26 protein-coding genes are annotated in these 26,049 nt (G+C 68.4%); 15 read left to right on the forward strand and 11 right to left on the reverse strand.

Annotated features, from left to right (window positions below; genetic code table 11):
* Positions 1 to 5 precede the first annotated feature (5 nt).
* Genes ACRWNM_RS23585 through ACRWNM_RS23600 form a run of 4 tightly spaced genes read right to left on the reverse strand, consistent with a single transcriptional unit; the run spans position 6 to position 3,669 of the window.
* Complete coding sequence (locus ACRWNM_RS23585) at positions 6 to 1,613, reverse strand: acyl-CoA synthetase (RefSeq protein WP_431970250.1); 1,608 nt, start codon at positions 1,611 to 1,613, stop codon at positions 6 to 8.
* A gap of 24 nt (positions 1,614 to 1,637) precedes the next feature.
* Positions 1,638 to 2,888, reverse strand: coding sequence for a hypothetical protein (locus ACRWNM_RS23590; RefSeq protein ID WP_431970251.1), 1,251 nt, complete (start codon positions 2,886 to 2,888; stop codon positions 1,638 to 1,640).
* Positions 2,889 to 2,893: 5 nt separating this feature from the next.
* Positions 2,894 to 3,445: a nuclear transport factor 2 family protein gene (locus ACRWNM_RS23595; protein ID WP_431970252.1), complete on the reverse strand. Its 552-nt coding sequence runs from the start codon at positions 3,443 to 3,445 to the stop codon at positions 2,894 to 2,896.
* Positions 3,445 to 3,669 carry a ferredoxin gene (locus tag ACRWNM_RS23600; protein WP_431970253.1) on the reverse strand — a complete coding sequence of 75 codons (225 nt, stop codon included), beginning with the start codon at positions 3,667 to 3,669 and terminating at the stop codon, positions 3,445 to 3,447. Before ACRWNM_RS23600 ends, ACRWNM_RS23595 begins: the two co-directional genes overlap by 1 nt.
* Positions 3,670 to 4,129: 460 nt before the next feature.
* On the opposite strand from ACRWNM_RS23600, the gene ACRWNM_RS23605 reads away from it, so the two are divergent.
* From ACRWNM_RS23605 to ACRWNM_RS23615, 3 genes are all read left to right on the forward strand, one after another.
* Complete coding sequence (locus tag ACRWNM_RS23605) at positions 4,130 to 4,306, forward strand: hypothetical protein (protein ID WP_431970254.1); 177 nt, start codon at positions 4,130 to 4,132, stop codon at positions 4,304 to 4,306.
* A 435-nt stretch (positions 4,307 to 4,741) separates the two neighbouring features.
* On the forward strand, positions 4,742 to 6,001 hold the full coding sequence (locus ACRWNM_RS23610; protein WP_431970255.1) for a PucR family transcriptional regulator: 1,260 nt from the start codon (positions 4,742 to 4,744) through the stop codon (positions 5,999 to 6,001).
* Positions 6,002 to 6,164: 163 nt separating this feature from the next.
* Positions 6,165 to 6,599: a CBS domain-containing protein gene (locus ACRWNM_RS23615; RefSeq protein WP_431970256.1), complete on the forward strand. Its 435-nt coding sequence runs from the start codon at positions 6,165 to 6,167 to the stop codon at positions 6,597 to 6,599.
* Positions 6,600 to 6,609: 10 nt separating this feature from the next.
* Here the strand turns inward: ACRWNM_RS23615 and ACRWNM_RS23620 are convergent, their stop codons facing one another.
* Positions 6,610 to 7,041, reverse strand: a complete 432-nt coding sequence (locus tag ACRWNM_RS23620; RefSeq protein WP_431970257.1) for a pyridoxamine 5'-phosphate oxidase family protein — start codon at positions 7,039 to 7,041, stop codon at positions 6,610 to 6,612.
* Between the two features lie 113 nt (positions 7,042 to 7,154).
* Between ACRWNM_RS23620 and ACRWNM_RS23625 the strand changes: the two genes are divergently transcribed.
* The 6 genes from ACRWNM_RS23625 (at position 7,155) to ACRWNM_RS23650 (ending at position 15,189) form a co-directional block, all read left to right on the forward strand.
* Entirely contained in the window at positions 7,155 to 8,474 is a 1,320-nt protein-coding gene (locus ACRWNM_RS23625; protein ID WP_431970258.1) for an aminotransferase class V-fold PLP-dependent enzyme, read from the forward strand.
* Positions 8,471 to 9,757, forward strand: a complete 1,287-nt coding sequence (locus ACRWNM_RS23630; RefSeq protein WP_431970259.1) for a heavy-metal-associated domain-containing protein — start codon at positions 8,471 to 8,473, stop codon at positions 9,755 to 9,757. Before ACRWNM_RS23625 ends, ACRWNM_RS23630 begins: the two co-directional genes overlap by 4 nt.
* Entirely contained in the window at positions 9,754 to 11,343 is a 1,590-nt protein-coding gene (locus ACRWNM_RS23635; protein ID WP_431970260.1) for an alanine racemase, read from the forward strand. Before ACRWNM_RS23630 ends, ACRWNM_RS23635 begins: the two co-directional genes overlap by 4 nt.
* A complete protein-coding gene (locus tag ACRWNM_RS23640; RefSeq protein WP_431970261.1) occupies positions 11,343 to 12,671 on the forward strand; it encodes a pyridoxal-phosphate dependent enzyme in 1,329 nt (442 codons plus the stop codon). Before ACRWNM_RS23635 ends, ACRWNM_RS23640 begins: the two co-directional genes overlap by 1 nt.
* Before the next feature lie 34 nt (positions 12,672 to 12,705).
* Positions 12,706 to 13,332 (forward strand): TetR/AcrR family transcriptional regulator, encoded by a 627-nt coding sequence (locus tag ACRWNM_RS23645; RefSeq protein ID WP_431970262.1) that lies wholly within the window; start codon positions 12,706 to 12,708, stop codon positions 13,330 to 13,332.
* A 144-nt stretch (positions 13,333 to 13,476) separates the two neighbouring features.
* Positions 13,477 to 15,189: an acyl-CoA dehydrogenase family protein gene (locus ACRWNM_RS23650; RefSeq protein WP_431970263.1), complete on the forward strand. Its 1,713-nt coding sequence runs from the start codon at positions 13,477 to 13,479 to the stop codon at positions 15,187 to 15,189.
* A 49-nt stretch (positions 15,190 to 15,238) separates the two neighbouring features.
* On the opposite strand, the gene ACRWNM_RS23655 is transcribed toward ACRWNM_RS23650, so the two are convergent.
* Positions 15,239 to 16,381 (reverse strand): hemerythrin domain-containing protein, encoded by a 1,143-nt coding sequence (locus ACRWNM_RS23655; protein ID WP_431970264.1) that lies wholly within the window; start codon positions 16,379 to 16,381, stop codon positions 15,239 to 15,241.
* Between the two features lie 5 nt (positions 16,382 to 16,386).
* Complete coding sequence (locus ACRWNM_RS23660; protein WP_431970265.1) at positions 16,387 to 17,013, reverse strand: TetR/AcrR family transcriptional regulator; 627 nt, start codon at positions 17,011 to 17,013, stop codon at positions 16,387 to 16,389.
* Between the two features lie 161 nt (positions 17,014 to 17,174).
* Between ACRWNM_RS23660 and ACRWNM_RS23665 the strand changes: the two genes are divergently transcribed.
* The 5 genes from ACRWNM_RS23665 (at position 17,175) to ligD (ending at position 21,262) form a co-directional block, all read left to right on the forward strand.
* On the forward strand, positions 17,175 to 17,405 hold the full coding sequence (locus tag ACRWNM_RS23665) for a hypothetical protein (protein ID WP_068064169.1): 231 nt from the start codon (positions 17,175 to 17,177) through the stop codon (positions 17,403 to 17,405).
* A 19-nt stretch (positions 17,406 to 17,424) separates the two neighbouring features.
* Entirely contained in the window at positions 17,425 to 18,525 is a 1,101-nt protein-coding gene (locus tag ACRWNM_RS23670) for an SPFH domain-containing protein (protein WP_431970266.1), read from the forward strand.
* A 32-nt stretch (positions 18,526 to 18,557) separates the two neighbouring features.
* A complete protein-coding gene (locus tag ACRWNM_RS23675) occupies positions 18,558 to 18,953 on the forward strand; it encodes a cold shock domain-containing protein (RefSeq protein WP_431970267.1) in 396 nt (131 codons plus the stop codon).
* A gap of 222 nt (positions 18,954 to 19,175) precedes the next feature.
* Positions 19,176 to 20,264, forward strand: coding sequence for an ATP-dependent DNA ligase (locus ACRWNM_RS23680; protein WP_431970268.1), 1,089 nt, complete (start codon positions 19,176 to 19,178; stop codon positions 20,262 to 20,264).
* A complete protein-coding gene (gene ligD / locus ACRWNM_RS23685) occupies positions 20,261 to 21,262 on the forward strand; it encodes a non-homologous end-joining DNA ligase (RefSeq protein WP_431970269.1) in 1,002 nt (333 codons plus the stop codon). Before ACRWNM_RS23680 ends, ligD begins: the two co-directional genes overlap by 4 nt.
* 13 nt (positions 21,263 to 21,275) lie before the next feature.
* Here ligD and ACRWNM_RS23690 read toward each other — a convergent pair whose 3' ends face one another.
* Positions 21,276 to 21,968 (reverse strand): hypothetical protein, encoded by a 693-nt coding sequence (locus tag ACRWNM_RS23690; RefSeq protein WP_431970270.1) that lies wholly within the window; start codon positions 21,966 to 21,968, stop codon positions 21,276 to 21,278.
* A 222-nt stretch (positions 21,969 to 22,190) separates the two neighbouring features.
* On the opposite strand from ACRWNM_RS23690, the gene ACRWNM_RS23695 reads away from it, so the two are divergent.
* Positions 22,191 to 22,529 (forward strand): hypothetical protein, encoded by a 339-nt coding sequence (locus ACRWNM_RS23695; RefSeq protein ID WP_431970271.1) that lies wholly within the window; start codon positions 22,191 to 22,193, stop codon positions 22,527 to 22,529.
* A gap of 789 nt (positions 22,530 to 23,318) precedes the next feature.
* On the opposite strand, the gene ACRWNM_RS23700 is transcribed toward ACRWNM_RS23695, so the two are convergent.
* From ACRWNM_RS23700 to ACRWNM_RS23710, 3 genes are all read right to left on the reverse strand, one after another.
* Positions 23,319 to 23,993: a TetR/AcrR family transcriptional regulator gene (locus tag ACRWNM_RS23700; protein WP_431970272.1), complete on the reverse strand. Its 675-nt coding sequence runs from the start codon at positions 23,991 to 23,993 to the stop codon at positions 23,319 to 23,321.
* Entirely contained in the window at positions 23,977 to 25,122 is a 1,146-nt protein-coding gene (locus ACRWNM_RS23705; protein WP_431970273.1) for an acyl-CoA dehydrogenase family protein, read from the reverse strand. The genes ACRWNM_RS23700 and ACRWNM_RS23705 overlap by 17 nt, the downstream gene beginning before the upstream one ends.
* A gap of 132 nt (positions 25,123 to 25,254) precedes the next feature.
* Positions 25,255 to 25,926, reverse strand: coding sequence for a TetR/AcrR family transcriptional regulator (locus tag ACRWNM_RS23710; RefSeq protein ID WP_431970275.1), 672 nt, complete (start codon positions 25,924 to 25,926; stop codon positions 25,255 to 25,257).
* Positions 25,927 to 26,049: the final 123 nt, after the last annotated feature.

The following is a 26,049-nucleotide window of genomic DNA, read 5'->3' on the forward strand; positions in this document are numbered from 1 at the left end:
GCGGTTCACGCGGATCGGTGATCGGGTTCGCGACCCGCGACATGGTCCCGGGCCCAGCGGTAGTCCGGTTTGCCGCTGGGCGAGCGCACGATGGCGTCGGCAACCCAGATCTGTTTCGGCACCTTGTACCCGGCCAGGTGGCGCCGCACGTGCAGTTCCAGCGAGCCGAAGTCGATCGGGCCGGATTCCGGCACCGTGACGACCGCCGCGACCTGATGGCCCCAGCGCTCGTGCGGCACGCCGACCACCACCGCGTCGTAGATCCGCGCGTGCGCCTTCAGCACGCCTTCGACCTCTTCGACGAACACCTTCTCGCCGCCGGTGTTGATCACCATGTCGCCGCGCCCGAGCAGGGTCACCGAGCCGTCGGCCTCGGCCCTGGCGCGGTCGTCGGTCACCACGATGCGGGCGCCGTCCACGGATTCGAACAGCCGGGCGGACCTCTCGGGATCCTTGTAGTACCCGAGCGGCACCGCCCCGGTCTTCGCCAGCCGGCCTTCGGCGCCCGGCGGCACCGGACGCCCCTCGTCGTCGACCACCACCGCGCCGCGACCGGTCCGCACCCGGGGCCCGCGCGCGGGGTCGTCGTCCTTCTGCGCGAAACCTATTCCACCGAAGCCTGTTTCGGACGATCCGATGGAGTCGGACACGATCGCCGACGGAAACATCTCCAGTAGGGTGTTCTTCACCGCCTGCGAGAGCAGCGCCGCGCCGGAGGCGATGGCCAGCAGCGAGGACGCGTCGGCGGGCCGCTGCCGGTAGGCGTCGATCAGCGGCCGCGCCATGGCATCTCCGGTGATCACCAGCACCTGCGGCCGATGCCGCGCCACGCCCGCCCACACCGCGGCGGGTTCGAAACGGCGCTCGAAGATCACCGCGTTGCCCGACCACAGCGCGGTGAAGGTCGGCATCATCGCGGCCGCGTGGATCAGCGGCGGCAGTACGAACCAGATGCTCGGCTCGCCTGCCGCGCCGGTGCGCGACTGCTGGTACTCGTCGGCCACGGGTTCGCCTGTGTAGAAATCGATCCCGCCGCCGAGCACCCGCCACATGTCCTCTTGCCGCCACATGACGCCCTTCGGCAGCCCGGTGGTGCCGCCGGTATACATCATGAACAGGTCGTCGGGACCGCGCTTCGCCGCGGGCCGCGTCCCGGGATGCTCCGCCAACGCGCTCTCGTACGGTACGGCGTCGGCGTCGGCCTGGTGCACCGTCTCGTCGTCGACGCGGAGCGCGTGCCGCACGCGCGGGACTCGAGATCTGGCCGCCCGCACCGCGTCCGAATAGCGGGCGTGGTAGACGAGCGCGTCGAGATCGGCGTTGTCGTAGATGTAGGCGAGTTCCGCTGGGCCGTATCGGTAGTTGATGTTGATCGGGACGGCCGCGAGCTTGAAGCAGGCGATCAGCGTCTCCATGGTCTCCACGCTGTTGTGCATCTGGAAACCGACGTGGGCGCCCGCCTCGACGCCCGATGCCGCGAGGTGGTGCGCCAGTCGATTGGCCCTGGCGTCGAGGTCCGCGAAGCTCACACGGCGCTCGCCCTGGAGTACCGCGATCCGGTCGGGCATGGCGTCGACGGCGTGCTCGAACAGGTCGGCAAAATTGTTGGCCATCAGGTGTCGTCTCGCTCTCGGCCGTCACACCACGGTGAGCGGCAAAGGTTTTCCACGGTCAGCGAACTCGAACCGCGCGCCGGTGCTGAACCGCGTCACCGCCACCTCGGCGCACTCGCGAAACGGTGTGTCGGCGAGCCGGAAATCGACAGTCAGCACGCCGCCCTCGGCGTCGGCTGCCGCGGCGAACCAGCGCGGGTTCACCGCGCGGGCGAGCGCGTCCAGCGGGGCGAGGTGGTCGGGGGCGAGCATGGCGGGCCACGCGCCGTCGGTCCCGGCGCCACTTTTGCGCGGAATGCGCAGGCGGACAGCGTCGTTCGCATAGTCGATGGCGATGCCGGTGTAGGGCAGAGGATTCAGCGCCGGATGCGCCGCGAGCACCGTGGCGAGAGCCTCCGCGTCGTCGCCGAGCCGCAGACAGCGGCGGATTCGGTCGGCGGTGAGTCCGGCGATGCCGGTGAACTGCTTGCGCGCGATCGCCGCCGCGCTCGGCGCGTCGGCCCTGGCCCGCACGGCGAGCACGAAACCGAGGGTGAGCAGATGATGCTGGAGGCACACCTCCTCGGCGATGCGCACCAGTGCGGAGTGCGAGAAGTCCGCGAAGCGCAGGTCGCTCAGCAGCGGTCCCGCGTAGTCGGACAGCCCGTCTTCCGCGGGAACGATGGGCGCCAACTCCGTACGGGCCGCAGCGGAATCGGCGACGAGCCCGGCGTCGCGCGGTATCGGCGGCGGCTCGTGCGCCGGATCGATGGTGACCCGCCAGGCGCAGACCGGCGTGCGGTCCGCGGGATGGCGGGGCGGGCGGTGGATGGGGCGCACCTGCGCGTGCGGATTCGTCGCCAGTGCGGTGGCGTCGAAGGTCGGGTCCTCGATGTCGTGGCACATCGAGACGACGAAGTCCTCGCCCATCGGCTCGACATCGGCCAGCGCGCCGCAGTGATCGAGCCAGAACTCGCCGTGATCGCGATCGTCCACGCGGAAGCGGAAATCCATGAACTGCGGCGGCGCGCCGATGTCGAGCTGCAACCCCTTGAAGATGGTCGGCACGTCGTCGCCAGCGAAACCCAGCGCCCGCTGCATCCTGCGCGTGTACACCGGGCTGGCCAGCTGCCACTCCTCGATGGCGACCTCCGTCATGCCCGTCCTGCCGAACGCGGCGATGGAGTGCGCCATTCCGGAACGGTCGATGAGGTGCCCGCACAGCAGCAGTTCGGGCACCAGCGCCGCCAGCGTCTGCCGGGAGAATCGCGCGTAGCGGCTCGGTGTCGTGCTCATCGCCGTCACCAGAGCGGGGCGGGCGCTTCGCCGACGCCGTACCAGCCCGGCAGCGGCGTACCGGAGGTCGAGCGGGCGATCCGCTGCTGCATGCCGGGGGTCAGCGCGTTGTTCGTGATCATCTCCAGGAACAACGCCGAGACGTTGCCGAAGTCGAAGAAGTCGCGCTGCCACGACCATTGGAAGTCGCCGCCGTAGCGGAACCAGCTGCCGCCGATGCCTTCCGGGCTGTACGGGCGTCCGTCGGGGCGTTGCGCGTCGGCGACCTGCTTCCAGAAACCGATCACCGTGCCGGACCGGTCGTCGACCACGAACTCCTGATACGGATAGGTCCAGCCCTCCAGACCCGTCATCTCCTGGCCGAGGGCGATATCGCGGATCTCCTCGCGCCCGACGGCCATGAATTCCTGGGCCGGGCCGTAGTTCCAGCCGTAGGTGGCGTCCATGGTGTACATCTCGGCGAGGGGCTTCCAGTCACCCTTCTCCTCGCAGCGCTGGTTCTCCAGGACCCAGCGCCGGATCATCTCGTCGAGCTCGGCGCGGTCGTAAGTCGCCATCAGTGTGCACCTTTCGCGGCGTGGTCGTTCTCGTCGTCGGTGAGGGAGAGCGCCCTGGTCGGGCAGTAGCGGATCGCGCTCGCGACCGCGTCGCGCTGCGCCGGATCCGGGCTGGGATCGAGGATCTCCACGTGGCCGCGCTTGGGCACGGTGAAGACGGCGGGCGCCTCGGACTGGCAGACGGCGTGACCCTGGCACAGATCGAGGTCGACGGAGATCTTCACGGCGCTCTCCCCTCGCCCGCACCGGACACCCTGGCTGTCATCACACACCTCGATTTCGAGAACAGGTTCATCCAGACCGGCTGCGACGGATACAACCGTTGAGACAGATAGCTGGACATGTGTCTGGACAGTACCACCGTGCTGGTCGGCCAACAACGGTTTCGACGACAAGCGCATCGGCGACCGGAGCGGCGATTCAGGACCGCGGGCGCGACGAAACCACCGCTACCGGATTCCGTCGCCTCGGGTTTGCGGGCCCGACGGGTCACCGACCGAGACAGTCAGCCCGTCCAAGATCACGACGCGTTGCCAAAACCGTTATCACACAGCGATGTTCGCGCATCTGTACTTGCATCTGTATCGAACACCGACCTACACTCGGCCCGAAAGCAGAGGAGCTTCACCGAGCCCGTGCCAGCGTTGCCACGAGACTCCTCGCAACATCCCGAAGGTCTTTGACATGGATCAGCCGCTACATCGCTCCCGCCGGCTCGGCGTCGCCGATATCGCCGCCGTCTACGGCACCGACGCACTGCACCGACGCATCGCCCAGTTGCGCGCCCGTGGACAGCACTATGCCGCCGTCGCGATAGAGCGCGAGATCCGCAGCAGCGCAATGGAAGACGGCTCCGGGTAGGCCGCTGCTCCCGCGGCGGGGACCGGAACGGGCGCCCCTTCCGACCGGCTCGCCTCCGGCCCGCGCTCGGTCCGGCTCCGATCGAGCGCGGGCACCGGCAAGCGCGCGAAGGCCCGAACGACTTCCGCCGCGTCGATCGACGACCGGCACCGGCGACGGGCACGACCGGACCATCCTCGGCGAGAGGGTTCAGCTATGCGCGACTCGCCTCCCACCGTCCCGGACACTTCGCGCGGGAGACCGCCGGGCGGTGGCACTCCGTACCGCGCACGCCTCGATGCCGTCGCCGATGCCTTGCATCTGGGGCCTCGCACAACGGTGCTGCGGTGCAATTGATCTCATCGAACACTCCCCATGCCGATAACCGTTTCGTATAGTGATGCAACAATTCGGGCGCTGTTCTATGACGTCCGATGTGGCACTGGAGCACTACGAATGACCTTCACCGCGCTGGACCTGTCCGCCGACCCGTCCACCACGGCGCTCGAAATCGGCGGCCAGCCGGCGTCGGTACCGCTGCAGAACACCGACGGGGTGGCGTCGCGGATGGTCGGCTACTTCGCCACCTGTGTCGCCCCGTGCCGCACGCTGCCCGGTGAGCAGATGCGCGGCGACGTCACCAAGGTGACGCGATTCTGCCTCACCCTGGCCGCCGAGATGTTCGATCGCAGGACCGTGCCCGACGACGACCAGCTCGGCGAGGTCAGGGAGGCCGCCGCCCAGTGGGCGCGCGAAGCGGTGCCGCTCGGCACCATCCTGCGCGCCTATCACGAAGGCCTGCGCATCGCGTTCGGCTTGATCACCGAGAGCGCCAAGGCCGACGACGTGGACGAGGTGATCGTCGCGACCGATCTGGTGCTGGAACTGCTCGAGGTCATCACGGCCGCGGTCTCCGACGCCTACGTGGACGAGCAGCATCTCGTCGCCCGCGAGCATCAGACCGCCGCGCAGACCCTGGCCTCCGCGCTGCTGAGCGGGCGCGGCAGTTCCGCGCTGGCCAGGCAGGCGGGTATCCCGATCGCGGAGTCGTATCAGGTGGTGGCGCTCTCGGTGCCGGAGCATCCGGACGAGCGCGATCCGCGGATCGACGCGCAGGTGGCCGCGCGCCGCAAACTACGCCGACTACAGTCCGAGCTGGCCACCGTCTTCCGCTCGCGTGTGCTGGCCCTGCTCTCCACCAAGGGCGGCACACTGCTCATCCCCGTGGGCGAGGACATCCCCGAGCTCACTCCCGAACTCCTCGACACTCTCTCCGCCGGGGCCGAGGTCCCGCTCACCGCCACGGTGATCGTCGGCGACACCGATCGGATCCCGGATTCCGCCGAGCAGGCCCACGAGCTGCTGAATCTGGTCCGGGTCGGCGGCCGCTCCGCCGGGCTCTACCAGATGTCCGATCTGGCGGTGGAGTACCAGCTCACCCGCGGCGGACCCGCCGCCCGCCGGATCGCCACCATCCTCGACCCGCTCGACGCGCACCCCGAACTGTTCGACACCATGCGCGCCTACCTGGGCAACGACATGAACCGGCAGCTCACCGCGCGCCAGCTGTACGTGCACCCGAACACCGTCGACTACCGGCTGCGCCGCATCGCGCAGCTGACCACGATCGACCTGGCCACCTCGGCGGGCATCTCGCAGGCGGCCATCGCCCTGCTGGCCAGGGATCTCGACCGCAGCGTGGCGCGGCGCTTGTAGTCGCGCGGCTTCGGCACGGGCCGCGAAACGCCTCCAGCGGCGCGACGCCGACGGCCCGCAGTACGCCTGTTGTGGCACGACCGCGCAACGATGCGGATTCGTGCTGGTCACACGGTCCCGAACTTGCGATCCTGGAACCCCGTGAGTCTGGATGGTGAAAAGTATGCGAATCGCGGAGATCTTGCGCAGGAAAGGTAGCGAAGTCGCCACGGTGCCGCCCGACACGACGGTGCGCAGTCTGCTGGCCACGCTGGCCGAGCACAATATCGGCGCGGTGGTCGTCTCCCCCGACGGGATGCGAATCGCGGGCATCGTCTCCGAGCGCGATGTGGTGCGTCGCTTGCACGAGCTCGGCGCGGACCTGCTCGACACGCCGGTCGCGGACATCATGACCGTCGAAGTCCGCACCTGTGTCCCCGACGATCACGTCGACAGCCTGCGCCGGATCATGACCGACCACCGGATCCGGCACCTGCCGGTGGTGCGCGACGACATGTTGATCGGCATCGTCAGCATCGGCGACGTGGTCAAGAGCGCGATCTCGGAGCTCGCGACCGAACGCCAGCACCTGGTCGACTATCTCCAGGGCCGGTACTGAGCGAACGGCGCTACAGCGCCGAGAGGTCGCCGAGGTCGGCGGACAACCAGCGCTCGGGTCGCATGTACACCGCGACCTGCTCGCCGTACGCCTCTGCCGCCCGCAGATAACCATCGACCTTGTCCGGCGGCAGGTAGCGGGCGACCATCTCGCGGTGCAGCTCGTCGGTCATCGGCGTGATCCGGGTGACCGGCCCCTCCACACTGACGTAGCGCACCGTGGGCTCCAGGCGCTGCACCATCAGGCTGAAGCGGCCGGTCTGCCGGATGTACCGCATCTTCTCGGACTCCGGGCCGGTCAGCACCCACACCTCGGCGCCCGGCGAGTACTGGTACCAGATCGGCACGTTCAGCGGACCGCGATCCTGGCCCGTCGTGACGGCCAACGCCGCGATGTGCGGCTGCGCGAGAAACTGTTGACGCTCATCTTGGCTCAACGGCATGGGCTCCAGGCTAGCGCGTGAAACACGTTGCCCACCTGAAACCTTCGATCACCGTACGAAATGTGCGTATCGTTGAATGGTGTCCATGGCATCGGCGTGAAGGGAGCGTCACGTTGCGGTCACCCGCGCCAGGCTCGCATTTCACCCGCTTCCCTGCCGCGCGCGGACACTCCGCCGGCCACCGGATTCCCGCTTCGCCCCCGCCCCTCTCCGCCAAGGTACGCGCGCTGTTCCCCGCGCTCGCCGAAGCGAGCGAGGTCTACCTGGACAGCGCGGCCACCACGCAGAAGCCGCTGCCCGTCGTCGAGGCCATCCACCGCTACCACTCCTCGCGCACCGCCAATGCCGGTCGCGGCACCTACCCGTGGGCGACCGAACTGACCGCGCGGATCTCGGATGTGCGCGCCCGCACGGCCGCGTTCCTCGGCGCCCGGCATGCCGACGAGGTGGTCTTCACCGGCGGCGCGACCGCCGCGCTCAACGCCGTCGCACTGTCCTGGGGGCTCGCCGAGCTCGCCGACGGCGACGAGATCCTCTACAACCCGCGCGATCACGCCTCCGCGGTGCACCCGTGGCACCATCTGCGCGGCCTGCTGGCTCGGTTCGGCCGCCGCGTGGAGCTGATCCCCTATCGGACGACCGAACTCGGCGAAGCCGACACCGCCGACATCCTCGCCAAGGTCACGCCGCGCACCCGGCTGATCGTCACCAGTCACCTGCACCACGTCTTCGGCGCGGTGACGACGCTGGAGGAACTGCGAGGGCGCATCGATCCGTCGGTGCTGCTGTGCTTCGACTGTAGTCAGAGCGGCGGTCACCTCCCGGTGGACGTGACCGAGCTCGGCGCCGATTTCGCGGTCTTCGCCGCGCACAAGATGTTCGGCGCGCCGGGCACGGGAATCCTCTACTGCCGCAGACGGATTCACGATCGGCTGCTGCCTTTCCTGCCCGGCGGCAATTCGGGGGTGCGGCTCACCGAAGCGGGGCTGGTCGGCGGCGTGATGCCGGAGCTGCTCGAGGGCGGCACCCACAACATCCCGGGTATCCTGGCCCTCGGCAGCGCGCTCGACGTGCTCGAATCCTTCGGCCTCGAGGCCATCGCCGCGCACAATCGCGAGCTCACCCTGCGGCTCCTCGACGGGCTGCGCGCGGTGCCCGGACTCGAATTCCTCCCCGGTCCCGCCTACGCGCCCTGCGCCGTCGGATACGGCATCGTCTCGTTCCGTCTCGCCGGAATCACCACGGCCGACGTGGGTTTCGTGCTCGGCCAGCTGGGTTTCCTGGTGCGCACCGGCCTGCACTGCACCCCCGCGGCCGACCCCGGTGCCGACGACCTGGACTCGGTGCGGGTCAGCACGCACGTCTACAACACCCTCGACGAGATCGACCGGTTCACCGCCTGCGTCACCACGATCGCCGAGGAGGTCACGTGAAGACCGACACCCCGCGCTACGACCGGAGGGCGGCGTCCCGGGTCATCGCCGGACTCGCCCAGCCGGAGCTGTTCGACGACGTGCCGGTGCCGACCGGTCCCCGCCATTCCGAATTCACTTGTGCCGCTTTGGTTCCCGAGGAAGGCAGCCATCTGACCTATTCGCAGCGGCTGTACCTGGAGCGTTTCATGCGGCCGTGCCACCCACGGCAGGTGACCAGCGCGACCCACCGCATCGCGTGGACCGACAGCGATGGGATCCCCAACACCGGGCACTTCCGCTCCGACGGCCTGGGGCCCCTGGTGCCGATCGCGGTGCGCGAGACCGTCCTGGCGCTGTGGCACGCGCTGCGCGCCGACACCGGGCTGGTGCGCCGCGCGGAGCGACTCGGCCCCCGCGACCGCGCCGTGCTCGAGGGCACCACCACCGACCACGACCCGCTCGAGATCTTCCGCGTCGGCATCGAGGCGACCGGCCGCGCACTGGCCCAGCACGCCCTGCTCGCCCGCCAGACGCCCTACCGCGATGCGGTCGAATTCGCCAGGGGCATGCGGGATTCCGGGCTCTTCGCGGCGATCGCGACGCGCTGGTTCTGGGAATTGCAGGCCTCCACCTACCGGCGCGGAATGATCCCGGTGACCCTGGCCACCCAGCCCGACGGCACCGTGCGCTACACCGCCGACGCGGTGGCCACGCTGCGTGCCATGAAGGACGCCACCATCGCCGACGCGCACACGGTGATGCGCCGCGCGACCACCGGCGAGGGCCTGAGCGTCGCCGATGCCATCGCCAAGTACCACGAGGATCTCGACCTCATCTCCCGCCAGTACGCGCTGCTGCCGCCGGGCACCCGCCCCGCCTGCCTGGCCGCGATGCCGCATCAGCTCGACGGCGTGCACTACAGCTTGCTGCCCATGGTGGTCGACCGGTTCGTCGAGGTGTTCGCCGAGATCGTGAGGGGTTGCCGCCCTGTCGAGGTCGCCGCGACGCTCGACGAACGCACCGCCGACGATCCCGCGACGGCCGACGACCGGACCTTCTATGTACCGGACATGAACTGCAAGCACTGTGTTCGCACCATCACCGGCATTCTGGAGTCGATGGGCCTGGTCGTCGCCGAGGTCGATCTGATCACCAAGCGGGTGACCGCCGAGTTCCGCAGCCCGCGCAACCGGGCGCGCGCGTTCGAGGCGATCCGCGACGGCGGTTACAACCCCGTCGCGGAGCGGCCCGAGCCAGCCCACGCCGAAATCGCCTCCCAGCCTTCGGAATCCGCGGTATGACGGCGCCGCTACCGGCGCTACCCGCGAAGATCCACCCGCTGGTTCGCGCCTTCCTCGACACCCGCGACGCCCTGGACGAGACACTGATCCGGTTCGGCTCGCCCGTGCATCTGGTCTTCCCCCAGGTCTTCGCCCAGAACTTGAAGCAGTTGCGCGCGGTCCTCGATCGGGAGCGGACCGGGTATCGAATCTGCTACGCCCACAAGGCCAATCAGTCACGTGCCTTCGTCCGCACCGCTGAGCACGCGGGCATCGCCATCGATGTGGCCTCGCCGCAGGAGCTGGCCAGCGCGATCGGCGCCGGGTTCGGGCCGATGCGAATCGAGGTGACCGGACCGAAGGGCGAGGCGTTCCTGCGCACGCTGATCGAGTGCGGCGCGACCATCAACGTGGACAACCTCTGGGAGTTGCGCCGCATCGCCGAGCTCGCCGGTGAGCGCGCCACCGTGCCGGTGCTGCTGCGTGTCTCCGGCTTCCCCGGCTCGCCGCTGAGCCGTTTCGGGGTTCCGCTCGAGCACGTCGACCACGCGTTGGATCTGCTCAGCGCCCATCGCGGCCGGATTTCCTTCCTCGGCTTCGCCTTTCACATCGATTCCGGCGAGAACGCCGAACGGGTGCGCGCGTTCGACGCCTGCCTGACCTTGATCGAACGGGCGTACGCGCGCGGGCTTTCACCCCGCGTGCTCGACCTCGGCGGCGGTCTGCGCCAGGTCTTCACCGCCGACGCCGATCGGTTCGACGGCTACGTTCGCGCGTTGCGCGAGGCGCTGCTCGGCCGTGGCGATCCGATGAGCTGGGGCGACAATACCTTCGGCTATCACATCGATGACGCGGCGGTGCACGGCACGCCGGTGTTCCACAAGTACGCCAACACGATTCCGGCCACCCGGATGCTCGGCGACCTGCTCACCGCACCCCTGGAGCGGCACGGCGGGCGCACGGTCGCCCAGGTCGCCGCGGACAATCTGCTCGAGCTCTGGCTCGAGCCGGGCAAGGCCCTCGTCGACCATGCGGGCGTGACGGTGGCGCGGGTCGAGTTCGTCAAGGAACTCGGCGACGGCACCCTGCTGGTGCACGTCGACCTCAGCCGCGACGCGGTGACCCCGGCCGACCAGGAGGTGATGGTCGACCCGATCGTCCTGCCGAGCGCCGCGCACGACTCGGGCCCGATGAGCGAGCGGTACGACGAGGGCGCGCTCACCCCGTTGCGTTCGGCGGCCGACACCGCGCCCGCGCTGCGGCCGGTGCACGAAACCGGGCCGGTGGGTGTGTATTTCGCCGGACGGCTGTGCCTCGAGCGCGACCTCGTCACCAATCACAAGGTCTCGCTTCCGCAGCGTCCCAGGTCCGGGGATCTGGTCGTGTTCCCGAACACCGCCGCCTACCACATGGACCTGTCGGCGGCCTCCGCCTCGATGCAGGCGCCGCCCCCGAAACTGGCCGTGGCCCACCGCGCGGGCAGTTTCCAGGTGAGCCGCGACGTCGACTACGAGCCCCATATCCCGGTGGGTCCGGCGCCCGCCCGGCGGACTCCGCCCCGAGCACCGCGCCGGACGCCGGTGCCGCGCGAAACCGAGGCGCCCTGATGCTCTACGGCCACATCACCGAACTGATCGGCAACACGCCGCTGCTGCGCCTCGACCCCGCGGTGCACGGGCTCGCGCACGTCGAGCTGTACGCGAAACTGGAGTCGCACAACCCCTTCGGCTCGGTCAAGGACCGCGTCGCCTGGGGCATGATCCGCGACGAACTCGATGGCATCACCGCCGCGGGACAGACCTTGATCGAGGCGTCCAGTGGCAACACCGCCAAGGCGCTGCGCGTGCTGGGGGCGCTCTCGGGCGTCGGACTGCGGGCGGTGACCAACCGGATCAAGGTGGCCGAGGTCCGCGATCTGCTGCGGCTGCTCGGCACCGACATCGTCGAGCTACCCGGGCTTTCCGAGTGTCCGGACCCGACCACGCCGAACGACGTGTACTCCGTGATCGAGTCGACCATGGCGAAAGAGCCCGGCGTCTATCACCATCCCTCGCAGTACACCAACGAGAAGAACGTCGAGGCGCACTGCCTCGGGACCGGACGGGAGATCCACGAGGACCTGGCGGCCGAGGGCATCGACCGGGTGGACTATCTGGTCGGCGGGCTCGGCACCACCGGGTCCACCCGCGGCGCCGCGACCTATCTGCGCAAGCACAATCCCGAATTGCGCACGGTCGCGGTGGTTTCCGAGCGCTCGGACTTCATCCCCGGTATCCGCTCGGAGACGGAGATGTGGGACGTGGGGCTGTTCCAGCCCGATTTCTACGACCGCATCGTCAGCGTCGCCTCGGGCGACGCCGTCGACGCGACGCTGCGACTGGCCACCGGATACGGCGTGCTGGCGGGGCCGACCAGCGGCGCCGCCTACGCCGCCGCGTTGGAAACTTTGGGCGCGCTGGATCTTTCGGAGCGCGACGCGAACGACCCTGTGGTCGCGGTGATCATCGTCTGCGATCGCCTCGAACCCTATCTCTCGTATCTGCAGAAGCGCAGGCCCGAGTTGTTCGGCAGGCCGGATCGCCGAAGCGAGCCGACCGCCGCCGAACTCGCCGCGACGCCCCGGCTGACGCCCGCCGAGGTCGCGGAACTGGATCGCACCGGACGGCCCACCATCGTCGACACCCGCGGCGCGATGGCCTACCGGATCGGCCACGTGCCCGGCGCGGTGAACATCCGCGACGATCAACTCGAGGACATGCTCACCCACGGCGTCCCGTTCCCGCGCTCGCGACCGGTGGTGTTCGTGTGCCCGGTCGGTGAGATCTCGCTGCGTTTCGCCGCGCTCGCACGGCGCGCGGGATACGACGCGGTGAGCTTGGACGGCGGCATCGTGTCCTGGCGCGACGCCGGGATGGCGCTGGAAAGCGGGGCCTGAACGGCCGATGCCCGGCAGGCATTACTGTGAATCGGTGCAGACAGGCCAGGAATCAGAGGACGCCGGTCCCCGCATCTGGGGCGGGACGACGCTCACCGAACGCCGGGAGGCGCGGCGCTCCGCGCTGCTGGAGGCCGCCCTGGATCTGATCGGCGAGGCGGGGGCCGCGGGCGTCACCATGCGCGCGGTGTGCCGCCGCGCCAACCTCACCGACCGGTACTTCTACGAGAGTTTCAGCAGCCGCGACGAACTGCTCGACGTGCTCTACCGGCAGATCGCCGACGAGTTCCTGGAGCCGATGACCGCGTTCACCTCGGCCGACGACGCGTCCAGGGACCGGGCGCTCTCGGAGATCCTCGTCGACAAGGTGCTGGAAGATCCCCGCAAGTCGCGCCTGTTCCTGGTCGAGCCGTACTCCAGCACCGGCCTCGGCCAGACCACCATCGCCGTGATGCCCGCCTTCACCCGGCTGATCCAGGACCACCTGTTCGCCCACATCGCGGACCCGGTCCGGCGCAGACTGGCCGCGGTCAGCATGGCCAGCGGCAATGCGGGCATGTTCTCCGCGTGGCTGAACGGTTCGTTGCGCGCGACCCGCGAGCAGATCGTGGAGCACTGCGTCGCGACCCTCACGGCGTACCGCTCGATCTACCCCGCCTGATCCCGGAATCCCCACGGCCCGCCGCCTCCCCGAGGCGCGCGGGCCGTTGTCGTCCGCGACCTCGTTTCGGGACGAGCATTTGACGGCAGGTGCCATCACTTCTAAATTGATGGCACCTGCCATCAGATGAAAGGCACCGTCGCCATGACCCTGTTCAATCCGAAGACCGACACCTTCGCGGAGTTCGACCCGATGACCCAGCGATTGCTGACCTCGCTCGTCGGCTTCTTCGAGAGCAAGGGCAAACAGGCGCTCACCGCCGACGCGCACCGCGGCGAGTGGTACGACGACTGGATGGTCTTCTTGCGGAAGTCGAGAATCATCGCCTACATGGCCACCCCGAAGGCGCACGCGGGCGGCGATCCGGACAAGCGCTGGGACACCGCCTTCATCTCCAAGTTCAACGAGATCACCGGCTTCTACGGCGCGCAGTACTGGTACGCGTGGGGCGTGTCGACCCTCGGCCTGGCCACCATCTGGCAGAGCGGCAACGACAAGGCGCACGCCCGCGCCGCCGAGGAACTCGATCGCGGCGGCATCGTCGCCTTCGGCCTGTCCGAAAAGGACCACGGCGCCGACATCTACTCCACCGACATGCTGCTCACCCCCGACGGCGCGGGCGGATTCACCGCCAACGGCGGCAAGTACTACATCGGCAACGGCAACGTCGCGCGACTGGTGCCGACCATCGGCCGCCGCACCGACATCGAGGGCCCGGACGCGTACGTCTGGTTCCTCGCCGACAGCAGCCACCCCCGCTACACCCTGGTCAAGAACGTCATTCACGGCCAGAACTACGTCAGCGCCTACGATCTGGCGGATTACCCGGTCACCGCCGACGACGTACTGCACACCGGCCGCAAGGCCTTCGACGTCGCGCTGGCCGCGGTGAACTGCGGCAAGTTCAACATCGGCATGGTCACCCTCGGCATCGTGCAGCACTGCTTCTACGAGACCGTCGACCAGGCCGCGGGGAAGATCTTGTTCGGACATCCGGTCACCGACTTCGGTCAGGTGCGACAGATACTGTCCGACAACTACATTCGCATCACCGCCATGAAGCTCTATCACGAACGAACCATCGACTACATGCGCGAATCGACCCCGGAGGACCGGCGTTTCGTCATGTTCAACTCGATCGGCAAGATGAAGGTGACGCGCGAGGGCGAGCGCGTCTTCCGCGAACTCTCGGATGTCATCTCCGCCAAGGGTTTCGAGAAGAACACCTACTTCGCGGTGGCGCGCGGCACCATCGACTCCATGCCCCGCCTGGAGGGCACCGCGCACGTGAACATGGCGCTCACACTGAAATTCCTGCCGAGTTTCCTCTACAACGCCGCCGACTTGCCGCCGGTGCCGGTGCGCCGCGACGCGGGCGACGACGAGGCGCTGTTCCGCCAGCCCGGCGCGGCCGGGCTCGGCAAGGTGCGTTTCGCGGACTGGCGGCCCGCGTTCGCCGGCTATCGCCACCTCCCGAATGTCGCGCTGTTCCTGGAGCAGGCCGAGCGGTTCGTCCAATTCCCGGTACAGGCCCCCGCGACCGACGCGCAGCTGACGGACCTGGACTATCAGCTGGCCGTCGGTGAGTTGTTCACGTTGCTGCCCTACGGCCAGCTGATCCTGGAGCAGGCCGCGATCGCGGGCACGCCCGACGACCTCGTCGACGCCATCTTCGAGTTGTTGGTCCGCGACTTCTCGGCCTACGCCCTCGGGGTCTTTGCCAAGGCATCTTCCACTGTGGCGCAACAGGAATGGGCCCTCGGCTCGTTGCGCAAGCCGATCTCCGACGCCGGGCGCGCCGACCGCGTGTACGCGGAGGTGCTCGGTCATGCGGGCGCGTACCGGATGAACCCGTAACTCGCGCACGTCCGTGGCTGCCCGCCGGGCGACGCGCGAGCCCGACCGGTCAGGACGACTCGCGCTCGACGAGCTGGGCGAGCCGCTCGAGATCGCCTCGAAGCGCGCGGGAACGGTCGCGGTGGGCGGGGACGAACCGGTAGATCACCCGATCGAGCCAGACCGGGAGCGAGAGCACTCGGAACGTCTGCTCGATACACGTCCCGTCGGGAGTAGGGCGCAGCCGGAAGCGCCATTCGGAGTTGTCGCCCAAGGCGCCGTCGGTGACCCACACCAGCTCCCGCGGCTTGTCGGCGACCGTGCAGGTGCACAGCCGCCGCCAGCGCCAGAGACCCGACTTGCTGCTGCCGCGGAAGCGAGCGCCGACCTCGGCGCGGGTGCTGCCGCCGAGCCACTCGGCGCCGCGGCATTCGTGGCTCCATTCGCCGACGCGGGTGACGTCGGCGAGCACCGCCCACACCGCGTCCGGCGGCGCGGCGCAGAACACTTCGTTCCTGCCGCCCAACGGCACGCGCAGCGGGGAGAATTCGGCGGTGTGCCAGCGCCGGAACGCGGCCCTGCGATACCGCCTGATCATGACGTGCAGCATCAGCCAGCGCGGCACCGCGGGAACCATCTCGCCGATCGCGGCGGTGTCGTCGGGCGAGGCGCCGTCCACGAGGAACAGCCCCTCGTCGAACCGCTCGATCGGGCCGAGCGGTTTGAGGTTGTGCTCGTCGGCCCAGTGCCGCCATTCGCCCTCGGTGATCGCGGTCGAGACCACCGGCATCATCTGGCGCTCTTCGCGTTCCAGGTGCGGGAGCAGTACGGCCTCCAGCTCGTCGAGCGCCGCGAGAACATGTGCGCGAGCCTCACCGGCGGCCCGGTAGGCCACCGCGGCGTCGACCAGCCGATCCATGGCGGGCACGAGGGCGCGGTGGTCGGCGTTCATCCGATCGAGCAGCTGCACCGCCGCCGGGTCGTGGTCGCGGACCAGCGGGTAGAGGTGTTCGTCCTCGGATTCGTGGAGATGGCGCAGGAAGCGCATGATCCAGAGCAGATGCTCCGCGATCGCGACGCGTTGTTCGTCGAACGGGTAGGGCCAGGCGCTCAGCGCGTTCCTGGCCCGGAGCAGGTCACGGCGCAGCGCCGAGTGCGCGACTCCCATCGCGCGGGTGTCGGCGGGTCGTTCCAGGTCTGCGGAGTTGGTCATATGGATTACTCCTCGGCGAGGTCGAGCAGCCGAATCACGGTGTCGGCCGCCCAGTTTCGGTATGTGGCGGGTGTCCACGCGGACTCCTCGGTGAGCGCGAGGTAGACCTCGCCGCCGAGGACGGCGTGCAGCGAGGCTGCCTCGGCGTCGGTGACGGGCCTGCCCGTCACCGCCTCGAGCCCCGCCCGCATCGACGTCGAGCGATCCGCGCGGTCGCGGGCCGCGAGTGCCGCCAATTCCGCGTCGACGGCCGCGGCCTGCACCAGCACGCGGTGCAGTGCGGCCGATCTCCGGTTCACGGTCTCGAGCAGGTTGGCCAGCTTGGCGGCGCGCTCGCGGACGAGACCGGCCGCGATGGCGTGGAATTCCGGCCGCTCCAGCAGGGGCACCGGCTCGTCGTCCCCGACAACGGCCACGTCGAGCACCACTTTCAGGATCTCGCGCTTGTTGCCGACGCTGCTGTACACCGTCTCCACGGCGCAGCCCGCGCGTGCGGCGATGTCGCGCATCGATGTGCCCGCCCACCCGCGGGCCACGAACAATTCGGCGGCGGCGGCGAGCACCGCCGCCCTGGTCTCGCCTGCCTTGGCCTGACGCAGGGTGGAGCGATATCGCCGCGTGCTAGTGGCCATACTCCATTGTCGAACGGGCCTGTATTCGACACAAGGTCGTTCCAGCGAATTATTCGTTCGTCGTCACTCGCGACGCACCCGGCGTTTCGAAAGTCGCTACCGAAAAGTGGCCTGGCACACGTAGGCTGACGTGTTCTGGTGTCGAGGGCAGGAGTGGAGGCATGACCGATCCCGTGCGTGGATTGACGGGAACGATCACCACGCCGATCCGCGGCGCCGGGACATTGGGAGAGGTGCTGGTCGCGATACGCGGGGGGACGGAGTTGTATATCGCGCGGGCCGCGGAGCCGATCGGGACGGGCGCTACCGTGCTGATCGTCGAGGCGCATCCCGGACGCATCGTCGACGTCGTTCCCTGGATCCCGCTGATATCGGAGCAGCAGGAACACTGAAAGAGCAAGGGAGACAGACGTGCTGGGCTACCACGTACCAGACCCGGACGAGGCGATGCTGGTCAGCGGCGCCACGAGCAAGGACAACGCGCCGTTCAAGGTGATCATCGGCCGCGGCGCCTGGGTGGTTCCTATGTTCCGCAAGGTCAGCTATTTGTCGCTGGCCATGTTCGAGGCGGAGATCAAGGAACGCTGCGTCACCAAGCAGGCCATCCAGCTGGATGTGCGGGCGGTGATCGCGTTCAAGGTCGCCAACGACACCCAGTCGATCGTGAACGCCGCGCAGCGCTTCCTTTCCGAGCAGGAACGGGAGATGTCGGTCCTGACCGGCCGGATCTTCTCCGGTCACCTGCGCTCGATCGTCGGCTCCATGACGGTCGAGGAGATCATCAGGGAACGCCAGAAGCTGGCCGACGAGGTACTGGTCGCCTCGAAGGTGGAGATGAGCAATATCGGGCTGTGGGTGGATTCCTTCCAGATCCAGTCCATCGACGACGGCAATCTGGGCTACATCAACGCGCTGGCCGCGCCGCACAATGCCGCGGTGCAGCGCGACGCGCAGATCGCCCAGGCGCAGGCCGCGCAACGGGCCGCGGAGGCCGAACAGGAATCGCTGCGCAGGCAGGCCGAATACCAGCGCGAGACCGCCATCCTGAAGGCCCAGTACCAGCGCGATATCGACAAGGCCAACGCCGAGGCCGCACAGGCGGGTCCGCTGGCGGAGGCCATCGCGATGCAGGAGGTGCTCACCGCACAGGCCGAGCAGGCGCGCAAGGAGGCACACCTGCGCGAGCAGCAGTTGCAGGCCGAGGTGGTGAAACCCGCTCAGGCCGAGGCGGATCGGGTGCGCATCCTGGCCGAGGCGGAAGCCGATCGCACCAGGATCCAGGCCGAGGCGGCGGCCTCCAACAACCGGATCGCGCTCGATCAGCTGCTCATCGAACAGCTGCCGGAAATCGTCAAACAGGCCTCGAACGGGCTGGCCAACGCCAATCTCACCGTGCTCAACGGACCGGACGGCGTCGGCGAATTGGTGAATGGAATGGTCGGCCAGGGACTCACCGTGTTCAACTCTCTGCAAAAGGCGCTTTCGAACAACGAAGCGGATAATGGGAGCTAAAGTGGCCGGGTAGCGACGGCGGCGAGGAGCGGGTGTTGGTGTCCATCGGGAAATTGGTGTCGTTCGACAGCTCTCGGGGGTTCGGGTTCATTCGACCGGAAGACGGTGGACCGGATGTGTTCGTGCACGTGAACGACATCGGACTGGACGAGGACGAACTGCGCCAGGGCCGGGTCTTCGAATTCGATGTCACCGAGGGCGACCGGGGTCCCAAGGCGGTCAACCTCAGCGCGGTCGGCGGGGCGTCCGCCGCAGCGCCCCGCCACAAGAAGGACAGGTCGTCGACCGGCCAGCTCACCGCCGCCGAGCACAAGCGCCTGATCACCGAACTATTGCTGGACGCCAGCCCCGCGCTCACCGCGGGCGAGATCCTCACCATCCGCGACCGCCTCACCGCCTTCGCCGATCAGCACGGCTGGTTGGACTGACCCGGCGCCCGGCGGTAACCACACGCTCCTCCGCGCCGACAACGCCCAGCTGGCGGTCCCAGCCGGGGAATTGCCGGTGAACAGCGCACGCCCGGACCGCGAAGTCCGCCTCCTTGTCGTACCCGAGCTCTACGATCGACCGGGACGACCCGCTCCGCACCGATGAATTCGCGTCGGCCACGACGTCGACACGGGTGAAGGACCAGACCCGAGGAGGAACGTGTGGACCTACCGGTGATGCCACCCGTCCGGCCGATGCTGGCCAAGACCGCGCCGTCCGTACCGCGCGAGCCGGGGCTGAGCTACGAGCCCAAATGGGACGGATTCCGTTGCGTGGTGTTCCGCGACGGCGACGAGGTCGAGCTCGGTTCCCGCAACGACCGCCCGTTGACCAGGTATTTTCCCGAGGTCGCCGAACTGCTGAAGCAGGCGCTGCCCGACAAGTGCGTGGTGGACGGCGAGATCGTGGTGGTCACCGAGCACGGCCTGGATTTCGACACCTTGCAGAACCGGCTGCACCCGGCCGCGTCCCGGGTGAACAAGCTGGCCGTGGAGACCCCGGCCAGTTTCGTCGCCTTCGACCTGCTCGCCCTCGGCGACAAGGATCTCACCGGCGAACCGTTCGCCGAACGCAGGCGGCTGCTGGAGACGATCCTCGACACCGCGCTCGCCCGCGTCCACCTGACCCCGCTCACCCGCGATCCGGACGTGGCCGAGGACTGGTTCACCCGGTTCGAGGGCGCCGGTTTCGACGGGGTCATGGTCAAAGCCGACGCCCAGCCCTACCAGCAGGACAAGCGGGTGATGCTGAAGGTCAAACACGAACGCACCGCCGACTGCGTGGTCGCGGGATTCCGCTGGCACAAGGACGGCGAGGGCGTCGGCTCGCTGCTGCTCGGGCTGTTCGACGACGAAGGCCAGCTGCACCACGTCGGGGTGGCGAGCAGTTTCACCGCGGCCAAGCGCAAAGCCCTCGTCGAGGAGCTGAAACCGTTGCGAGACAACGCCTTGGCGAACCATCCGTGGCGGGAGTGGGCCGATGCCGCCGCGCAGGCCAAGGCGGAGGGCAAGATGCCGGGCGGGGTGAGCCGCTGGACCGGGGGCAAGGACCTGTCTTGGGAGGCGCTGCGGCCGGAGCTGGTCGCCGAGGTCCGCTACGAGCACGTGCAGTCCGGCCGGCTGCGCCACGGCGGCAGGCTGGTGCGGTTCCGATCGGATCGCACACCGGATTCGTGTACCTACGCCCAGCTGGACGAGGTGGCGCCCGCCGAGCTCGGCGCCATCTTCGCCGAGGCCGAGGCGTCCCGATGAGCGCGTCGGTGGACATCGAGGTCGACGGCAGAACCGTCACCATCAGCAATCCCGACAAGGTCTACTTCACCAAGCGCGGCGAGACCAAGCTCGACCTGGTGCGCTACTACCAGGCGGTGGCCGAGCCGTTCCTCGGCGTGGTGCGGGACCGGCCGCTGCTGCTGGAGCGCTACCCGGACGGAGCGTCGGGCAAGTCGTGGTTCCAGAAGCGGGTGCCCAAATCCGCGCCCGACTGGCTGCACACCGTCGAGGTGTCCACTCCCAACGGCACCACCAGCGACGCGCTGGTCGCCCACGATCTCGCACACGTGCTGTGGGCGGTGAACCAGGGCTGCCTCGGCTTCCACGTCTGGCCCAATCACGTCGCCGATCTGCGCATCGCCGACGAACTGCGCATCGACCTCGATCCCTCCCCCGGCATCACCTTCGATGACCTGAAGCATGCCGCGGTGCTCACCAGGGACCTGTTCACCGAACTCGGCATCGAGTGCCGGATCAAGACCTCCGGATCGCGCGGCCTGCACATCTACGTCGCGCTCCAGGAGAAATGGGACGGCTACCAAGTGCGCGCGGCCTCGGTCGCACTGGCCAGAGAGCTCGAGCGCAGACACCCCGATCTGATCACCGCGCAGTGGTGGAAAGAGGAACGCGGCCACCGGGTGTTCGTCGACTTCAACCAGAACGCACCGCACAAAACGGTGTTCGGCGCGTGGTGCGTGCGCCCGAAGGTGGGCGCGCAGGTGTCGACGCCGATCTCCTGGGACGATCTGGCCACCGTCGCGCCGGACGAGCTGACCATCGCGACCGTGCCCGCCCGGCTCGCCGAGCGCGGCGATCCCTGGGCCGACCGAGCGCCGCAGTCCATCGAACCGCTGCTCGAGATGTCCGACCGCGACATGGCCGCAGGCCTGATGGACGCACCGTGGCCGCCGCAGTATCCGAAGATGCCCAACGAGCCGCCGCGCGTCCAACCCAGCCGGGCGAAGAAACCGGACTGAGGGCCCGGCGCGGCTATTCCGTCCAGAGCACCCAGGCCCCGCCGCGCCCCTGGGTCTCGCATACCAGGGCGCGGCCCTCCGACGTGCGCCCGGTCTTGGCGACCGAGGAGTCGCATTTCGAGCCCGCTTCGTAGATGCCGGTGCCGACGTTGTAGGGGCCCGACCACTGGTAGCCGCTTTCCGCTGCGGCGTTGGCTAGGCATAGCAGCGTTCCGCCGTCGGCCGCGGCCCCGATCAGACCGGCTTGGGTTGCGGTGCAGGCCCCGCCCTTGCGCGCCGCCGGCTGGGTGGTGGTCGCAGGTGGCGGCGGAGGTGGGGCAACTGCGGTCGACGCCGACGTGGTGGCCACCGTGGCCACCGTGGTCACCTGGGCGGTGGTCGTCGTGGTCGCCTGAGTGGCCCGGGACATGGTGTCGGGCAACATGTTTCCCGACAGCACGAAGAACCCCGCCACCGCCGCCACCTCGGCGGCGCCGAGCAACAACGCGAAACAGGCCATCACGCGGCCGCGCGGATGACTGAAGGCGATGAACCCGAAGACGATCGCGACGGGGAACAGCGCGAGCAATGCGGCCACCAGCGCGACAACCGCGTAGGGATTGACGATCGGCCGGGACTCGTGCGGGAACGGATCCTCCGGATCCCGCTCGTCCGGCCAAGCCTCCGGCCAGCGCTCGCGTTCCTGCCACTGTTGCGTGCGTGCCATCCAGCTCCCTCTCGCGTCAAAACTCTCGCGCAGGAACCCGGGCTGTCCGGCCCCGCCCGATACGCAGACAGAATACGGACGAATTGCCGTAATAAGACCGAATTGTCCGATCGATTCGGAATAACGAACTCGGCACAACGCTCGCACCCGCGGCGCAGGAGGTTCATGCTGAGCTAGCGGTGATATCGCTGATAATGCGCTGGTTCACTTCAGGAGGGACCGATGCCAGGACCTACCGATTCACCGAGCAAGGACAAGCGACTCTGGCACGCCCAAGCGGGCGACATGCTCGGCGATAACTACAACATGCCCGGAATTGTGCTGTGCGCCCTGGGCGTCGTCGCGATGGCGTGCACGTTGACCGCGGCCGGTTACGGCTATCCCGGCTGGACGCAACTCGGCGCGATCGCCACGGCGCTGCTGTGGTGTCTAGGGGTCGGCGCGCTGCTGGTCGAGCACCGGAGACAGGAAGTGATCGAACTGCGCTACGGCAGGCGCGGCCACGCACCCGGCGGCCTCCGCCCGGTGCACTACAGTGCCGCGCGCAGGCCCGACGCCTGAGCCGACCGCGTCAGCCGGCCCAGGCTCCCCGACACACGGCGAGTTCGAAGATCTCAGATGCAGAAAACGACGCTGCCGAGGGGCACACAGAGGATGACGGACCCGGCGGGCGTGGCAGCGGCGGAGACCGGGGTCGCTTGCGCGGGAGCCGGACTCGCCGAGGCCGCGGGAGCTGCGAGGAAGCACAGCGGGAGAGCTAACGCGGTAGCAGCCGCGGTTTTGATGATTGTGCTGGACATTGTGCAATCCCTTGATTCGATCGAATAGTTCACGAACGCCCGGACAGCCGCTGGGTAGTGGGCCGGGGGCGCCTCGCCGATAGCCCGGAGCAGTTCTGCCGACGGGTTATCGTGCCGAGCCCTGGTGGGCAGGCGTGATCTGCCGGTCGCCGGGGGATGTCCCCGTGAGCGCATGCCGAGGAGTCGCTGGGTCGTTGTCGCTGACGACCGTCTCCGGTAATCCAGGTCTGCCGATGGCGGACGGGGCGGCTAGATGCCCCCGCGGCCAGGTCGGCACGCCGACCGGCAACTGGCCGGTGCCGAATCATCAGGTAACAGCCCGCCGCGGCATCGAGCAAACGAATGGAGACGCCGCGACGATGGTCGCGACGGCCCACCCTGGTTCACCGCGGGGAAGGCGTCTAGATCAGCTTACTTCCGGCTACCAAATGTGAAAACAGGAACAGGAAATTTTCAATAATTTTCCTCCGGCCAAATGCCCGGCCTGAACGAGGAATTCAGGCAGATCGGGCATCGTCCGTGCCGCTTATGCCGACCGCTTCGGCCGCGCTCAGCGCCAGTTGTCGACCTTCGGCATCGTCTCGGTGACCAGGGTGAACAGCATGTCGGCGAGCAGTTCGTGCACCTGTTCGCGGGTGAGATTGCCGCGGGTGATCCACTCGCGTCCCGCGACCTTCACCAGCCCGCCGTAGGCCCGCACTATCGCCCGCAGTTCCGTACTGTGCGCCGAATCGGCCAGCCCGACCATCACCAGCGTGCGCTCGGCGGCGGCGTCGTCGGCCTCGTCGAGTATCTGCTGCACCTCGGGGTCGTCGCCGACGCCTTCGTGGCTGGTGACCTTGACCCAGGTGCTGCCATGCTCGCCGATGGTGTCCAGCAGCCAGCGCACACTGGCCTCGACGCGCTCGCGATCGGTGCCCGCGGGCACGACCATGGTTTCGAGCTTGGGCAGGGTCACCATCCGGCGCACCACGGCGAGATACAAATCCCGCTTGTTGCCGAAGTAGTGGTTGATCAGTCCGCGGGCCACCCCGGCGCGCTGCGCGAGCTCCGCGGTGGACACCGCGGCATAGGGCCGCTCGCCGAACATGTCGATCGCGCAGGCGAGGATCTGTGCGCGCCGCTCGTCGGGTTCGAGCCTGCGTCGGCGCGGCGACCCGTCGGCGGCGCCGTTCGACACCGCCGCGGAGGCCTCACCGCTTCGGGTTTCAGAGAGACCGCGCAATGAGATCCTTCATCACTTCGTTGCTGCCCGCGAGGATGCGCAGGACGCGGGCGCCGGTGTAGAGCTGGGAAATCGGATACTCCGTCATGTAGCCGTAGCCGCCGAACAGTTGCAGGCAGCGATCGACAACGATACCGAGTTGGTCGGTGATCCAGTATTTCGACATGGCCGCGGTCGGTATGTCGAGCTCGCCACGCAGATGCTTGACGATCGCGTCGTCGAGGAAGGTGCGGCAGACCTTGGCCAGCGTCGCGCATTCGGCGAGCTCGAACTTGGTGTTCTGCATCGCGAACAGCGGCTTGCCGAACGCCTCGCGCCCCTTGGTGTAGTCGACGGTCAGTTCGACGGCCTTCTCCATCATGGCGGTCGCGAGGATGGCGGTGACCAGTCGCTCCTGGGCCAGCAGCTGCATCATCTGGTAGAAGCCCTGCCCCTCGGCTTCGCCGAGCAGGTTGGACGCGGGCACCCGCAGGCCGTCGAAGAACAGTTCGGCCGTGTCCTGGGCCTTGCCGCCGATCTTGTTCAGGATGCGGCCCCGAGTGAATCCGGGGGTGTCGTCGCCGACCTCGGCGAAGATCAGCGAGACGCCCGCCGCGCCCTTCGACGGATCGGTCTTCGCGGCGATGATGATGCCGTCGCAGAGCCAGCCGTTGGTGATGAAGATCTTCGAGCCGGTGATGACGTACTCGTCGCCTTCGCGCACTGCGCGGGTCTTGATGTTCTGCAGGTCCGAGCCGGTGCTCGGTTCGGTCATGCCGATGGACAGCACCATCTCGCCGCCGGCCGCCTTGGGCAGCACCCGCCGCTTGAGCTCCTCGGACCCGAATTCCATGAGGTACGGCGCGATGATCGAGCTGTGCACCGCCATGCCGAGCGAGCCGTCGCCCGCGAAGGCCTGCTCCTCGATGATCGCCGCCTCGTGCGCGAATGTGCCACCGCCACCGCCGTATTCGGCCGGGATCGCAGTGCACAGCAGACCGAGATCACCCGCCCGGTTGTACAGATTCCGGTCGGGGTGCCCCTGCGCGACGAACTTCTCCTCGTGCGGAACGACTTCCTTCTCGAAGAACGTCCGTGCGAGGTCGCGAACGGCCTCCACCTCGTCGTCACTCCACGCGGCCCGTGCCATGGTCCCGATCCTTTGCTCACCACGGACCGGCCCCGATGCCGATCCACCGCCACCAGATTCCAGCACTATTGGCGGCTTGTCAACAACATGGGCGCGAGTTCGCCCCGGGTAAGGAGAAGAGCTTGGCCAGGGTCAGCTCGCGGGGCGTGCGGAGTTCACGGTGGCCAGGGTCGTGAAGATCGGGGCGTCCGGGTCGGCGACTATGCCTTGGGTGCGGAGGAATCGGTCGATCAGGCCCCAGACGAATTCGGCGGTTCGGTCGACGAATTCGGTGGTGCCGGACGGATCGGGGCGTCCGGATTCGCCCAGCCACAGGTCGGTGACGGCAACGACCGAGCCGACGACGGCGCGGGCCAGGTAGTCGACTCCGGCGGGGTCGATCGAGACGGATTCGGCGATCTCGCGGGCCTGCCGGGTGAAGCGATCCGCCGCTGCGCGACCGAGGTCGAACTGCAGCACCGATCCGTCGGCGCGCTGACTCACCTGCGCCTGACCGAGAAACCGAAACACGTTGGGGTGCTGGAGAATACTGTCGGCGTATCCGGTGAGCACGCGGCGCAGCGCGACGCGCGGCGGTTGCAGCACCAGGGTGACGTCGTTGCCCGCGGCGGCCGCGGCGGATCTGGCCATCCGGTCACCGATCTCGGTGTACAGATCGGATTTGTCGGCGAACCGGCGGTACAGGCGCGGCTTGGTGATGCCCGCTTCCTTGGCGATGTCGTCCATGCTCGGCCGGGGCCCGTCGCGATCGATGACGCGCACGGCCGCGTCGACGATCTCCTCGCGGGTGATCGTCGTCCTCACGGTTCTGCCGTGTGTGCGGGCCACGTGCGCAGCCTACTCGTACCGTCGGTACGCCTGCCGTTCGCTCAGCCCTTCTCGCCGCCAAGCGGTGACCCAGCTCATACCGCCGTCACGTCGCTCACC

The sequence above is a fragment of the Nocardia sp. bgisy134 genome, assembly GCF_965341865.1.
Lineage (GTDB): Bacteria > Actinomycetota > Actinomycetes > Mycobacteriales > Mycobacteriaceae > Nocardia.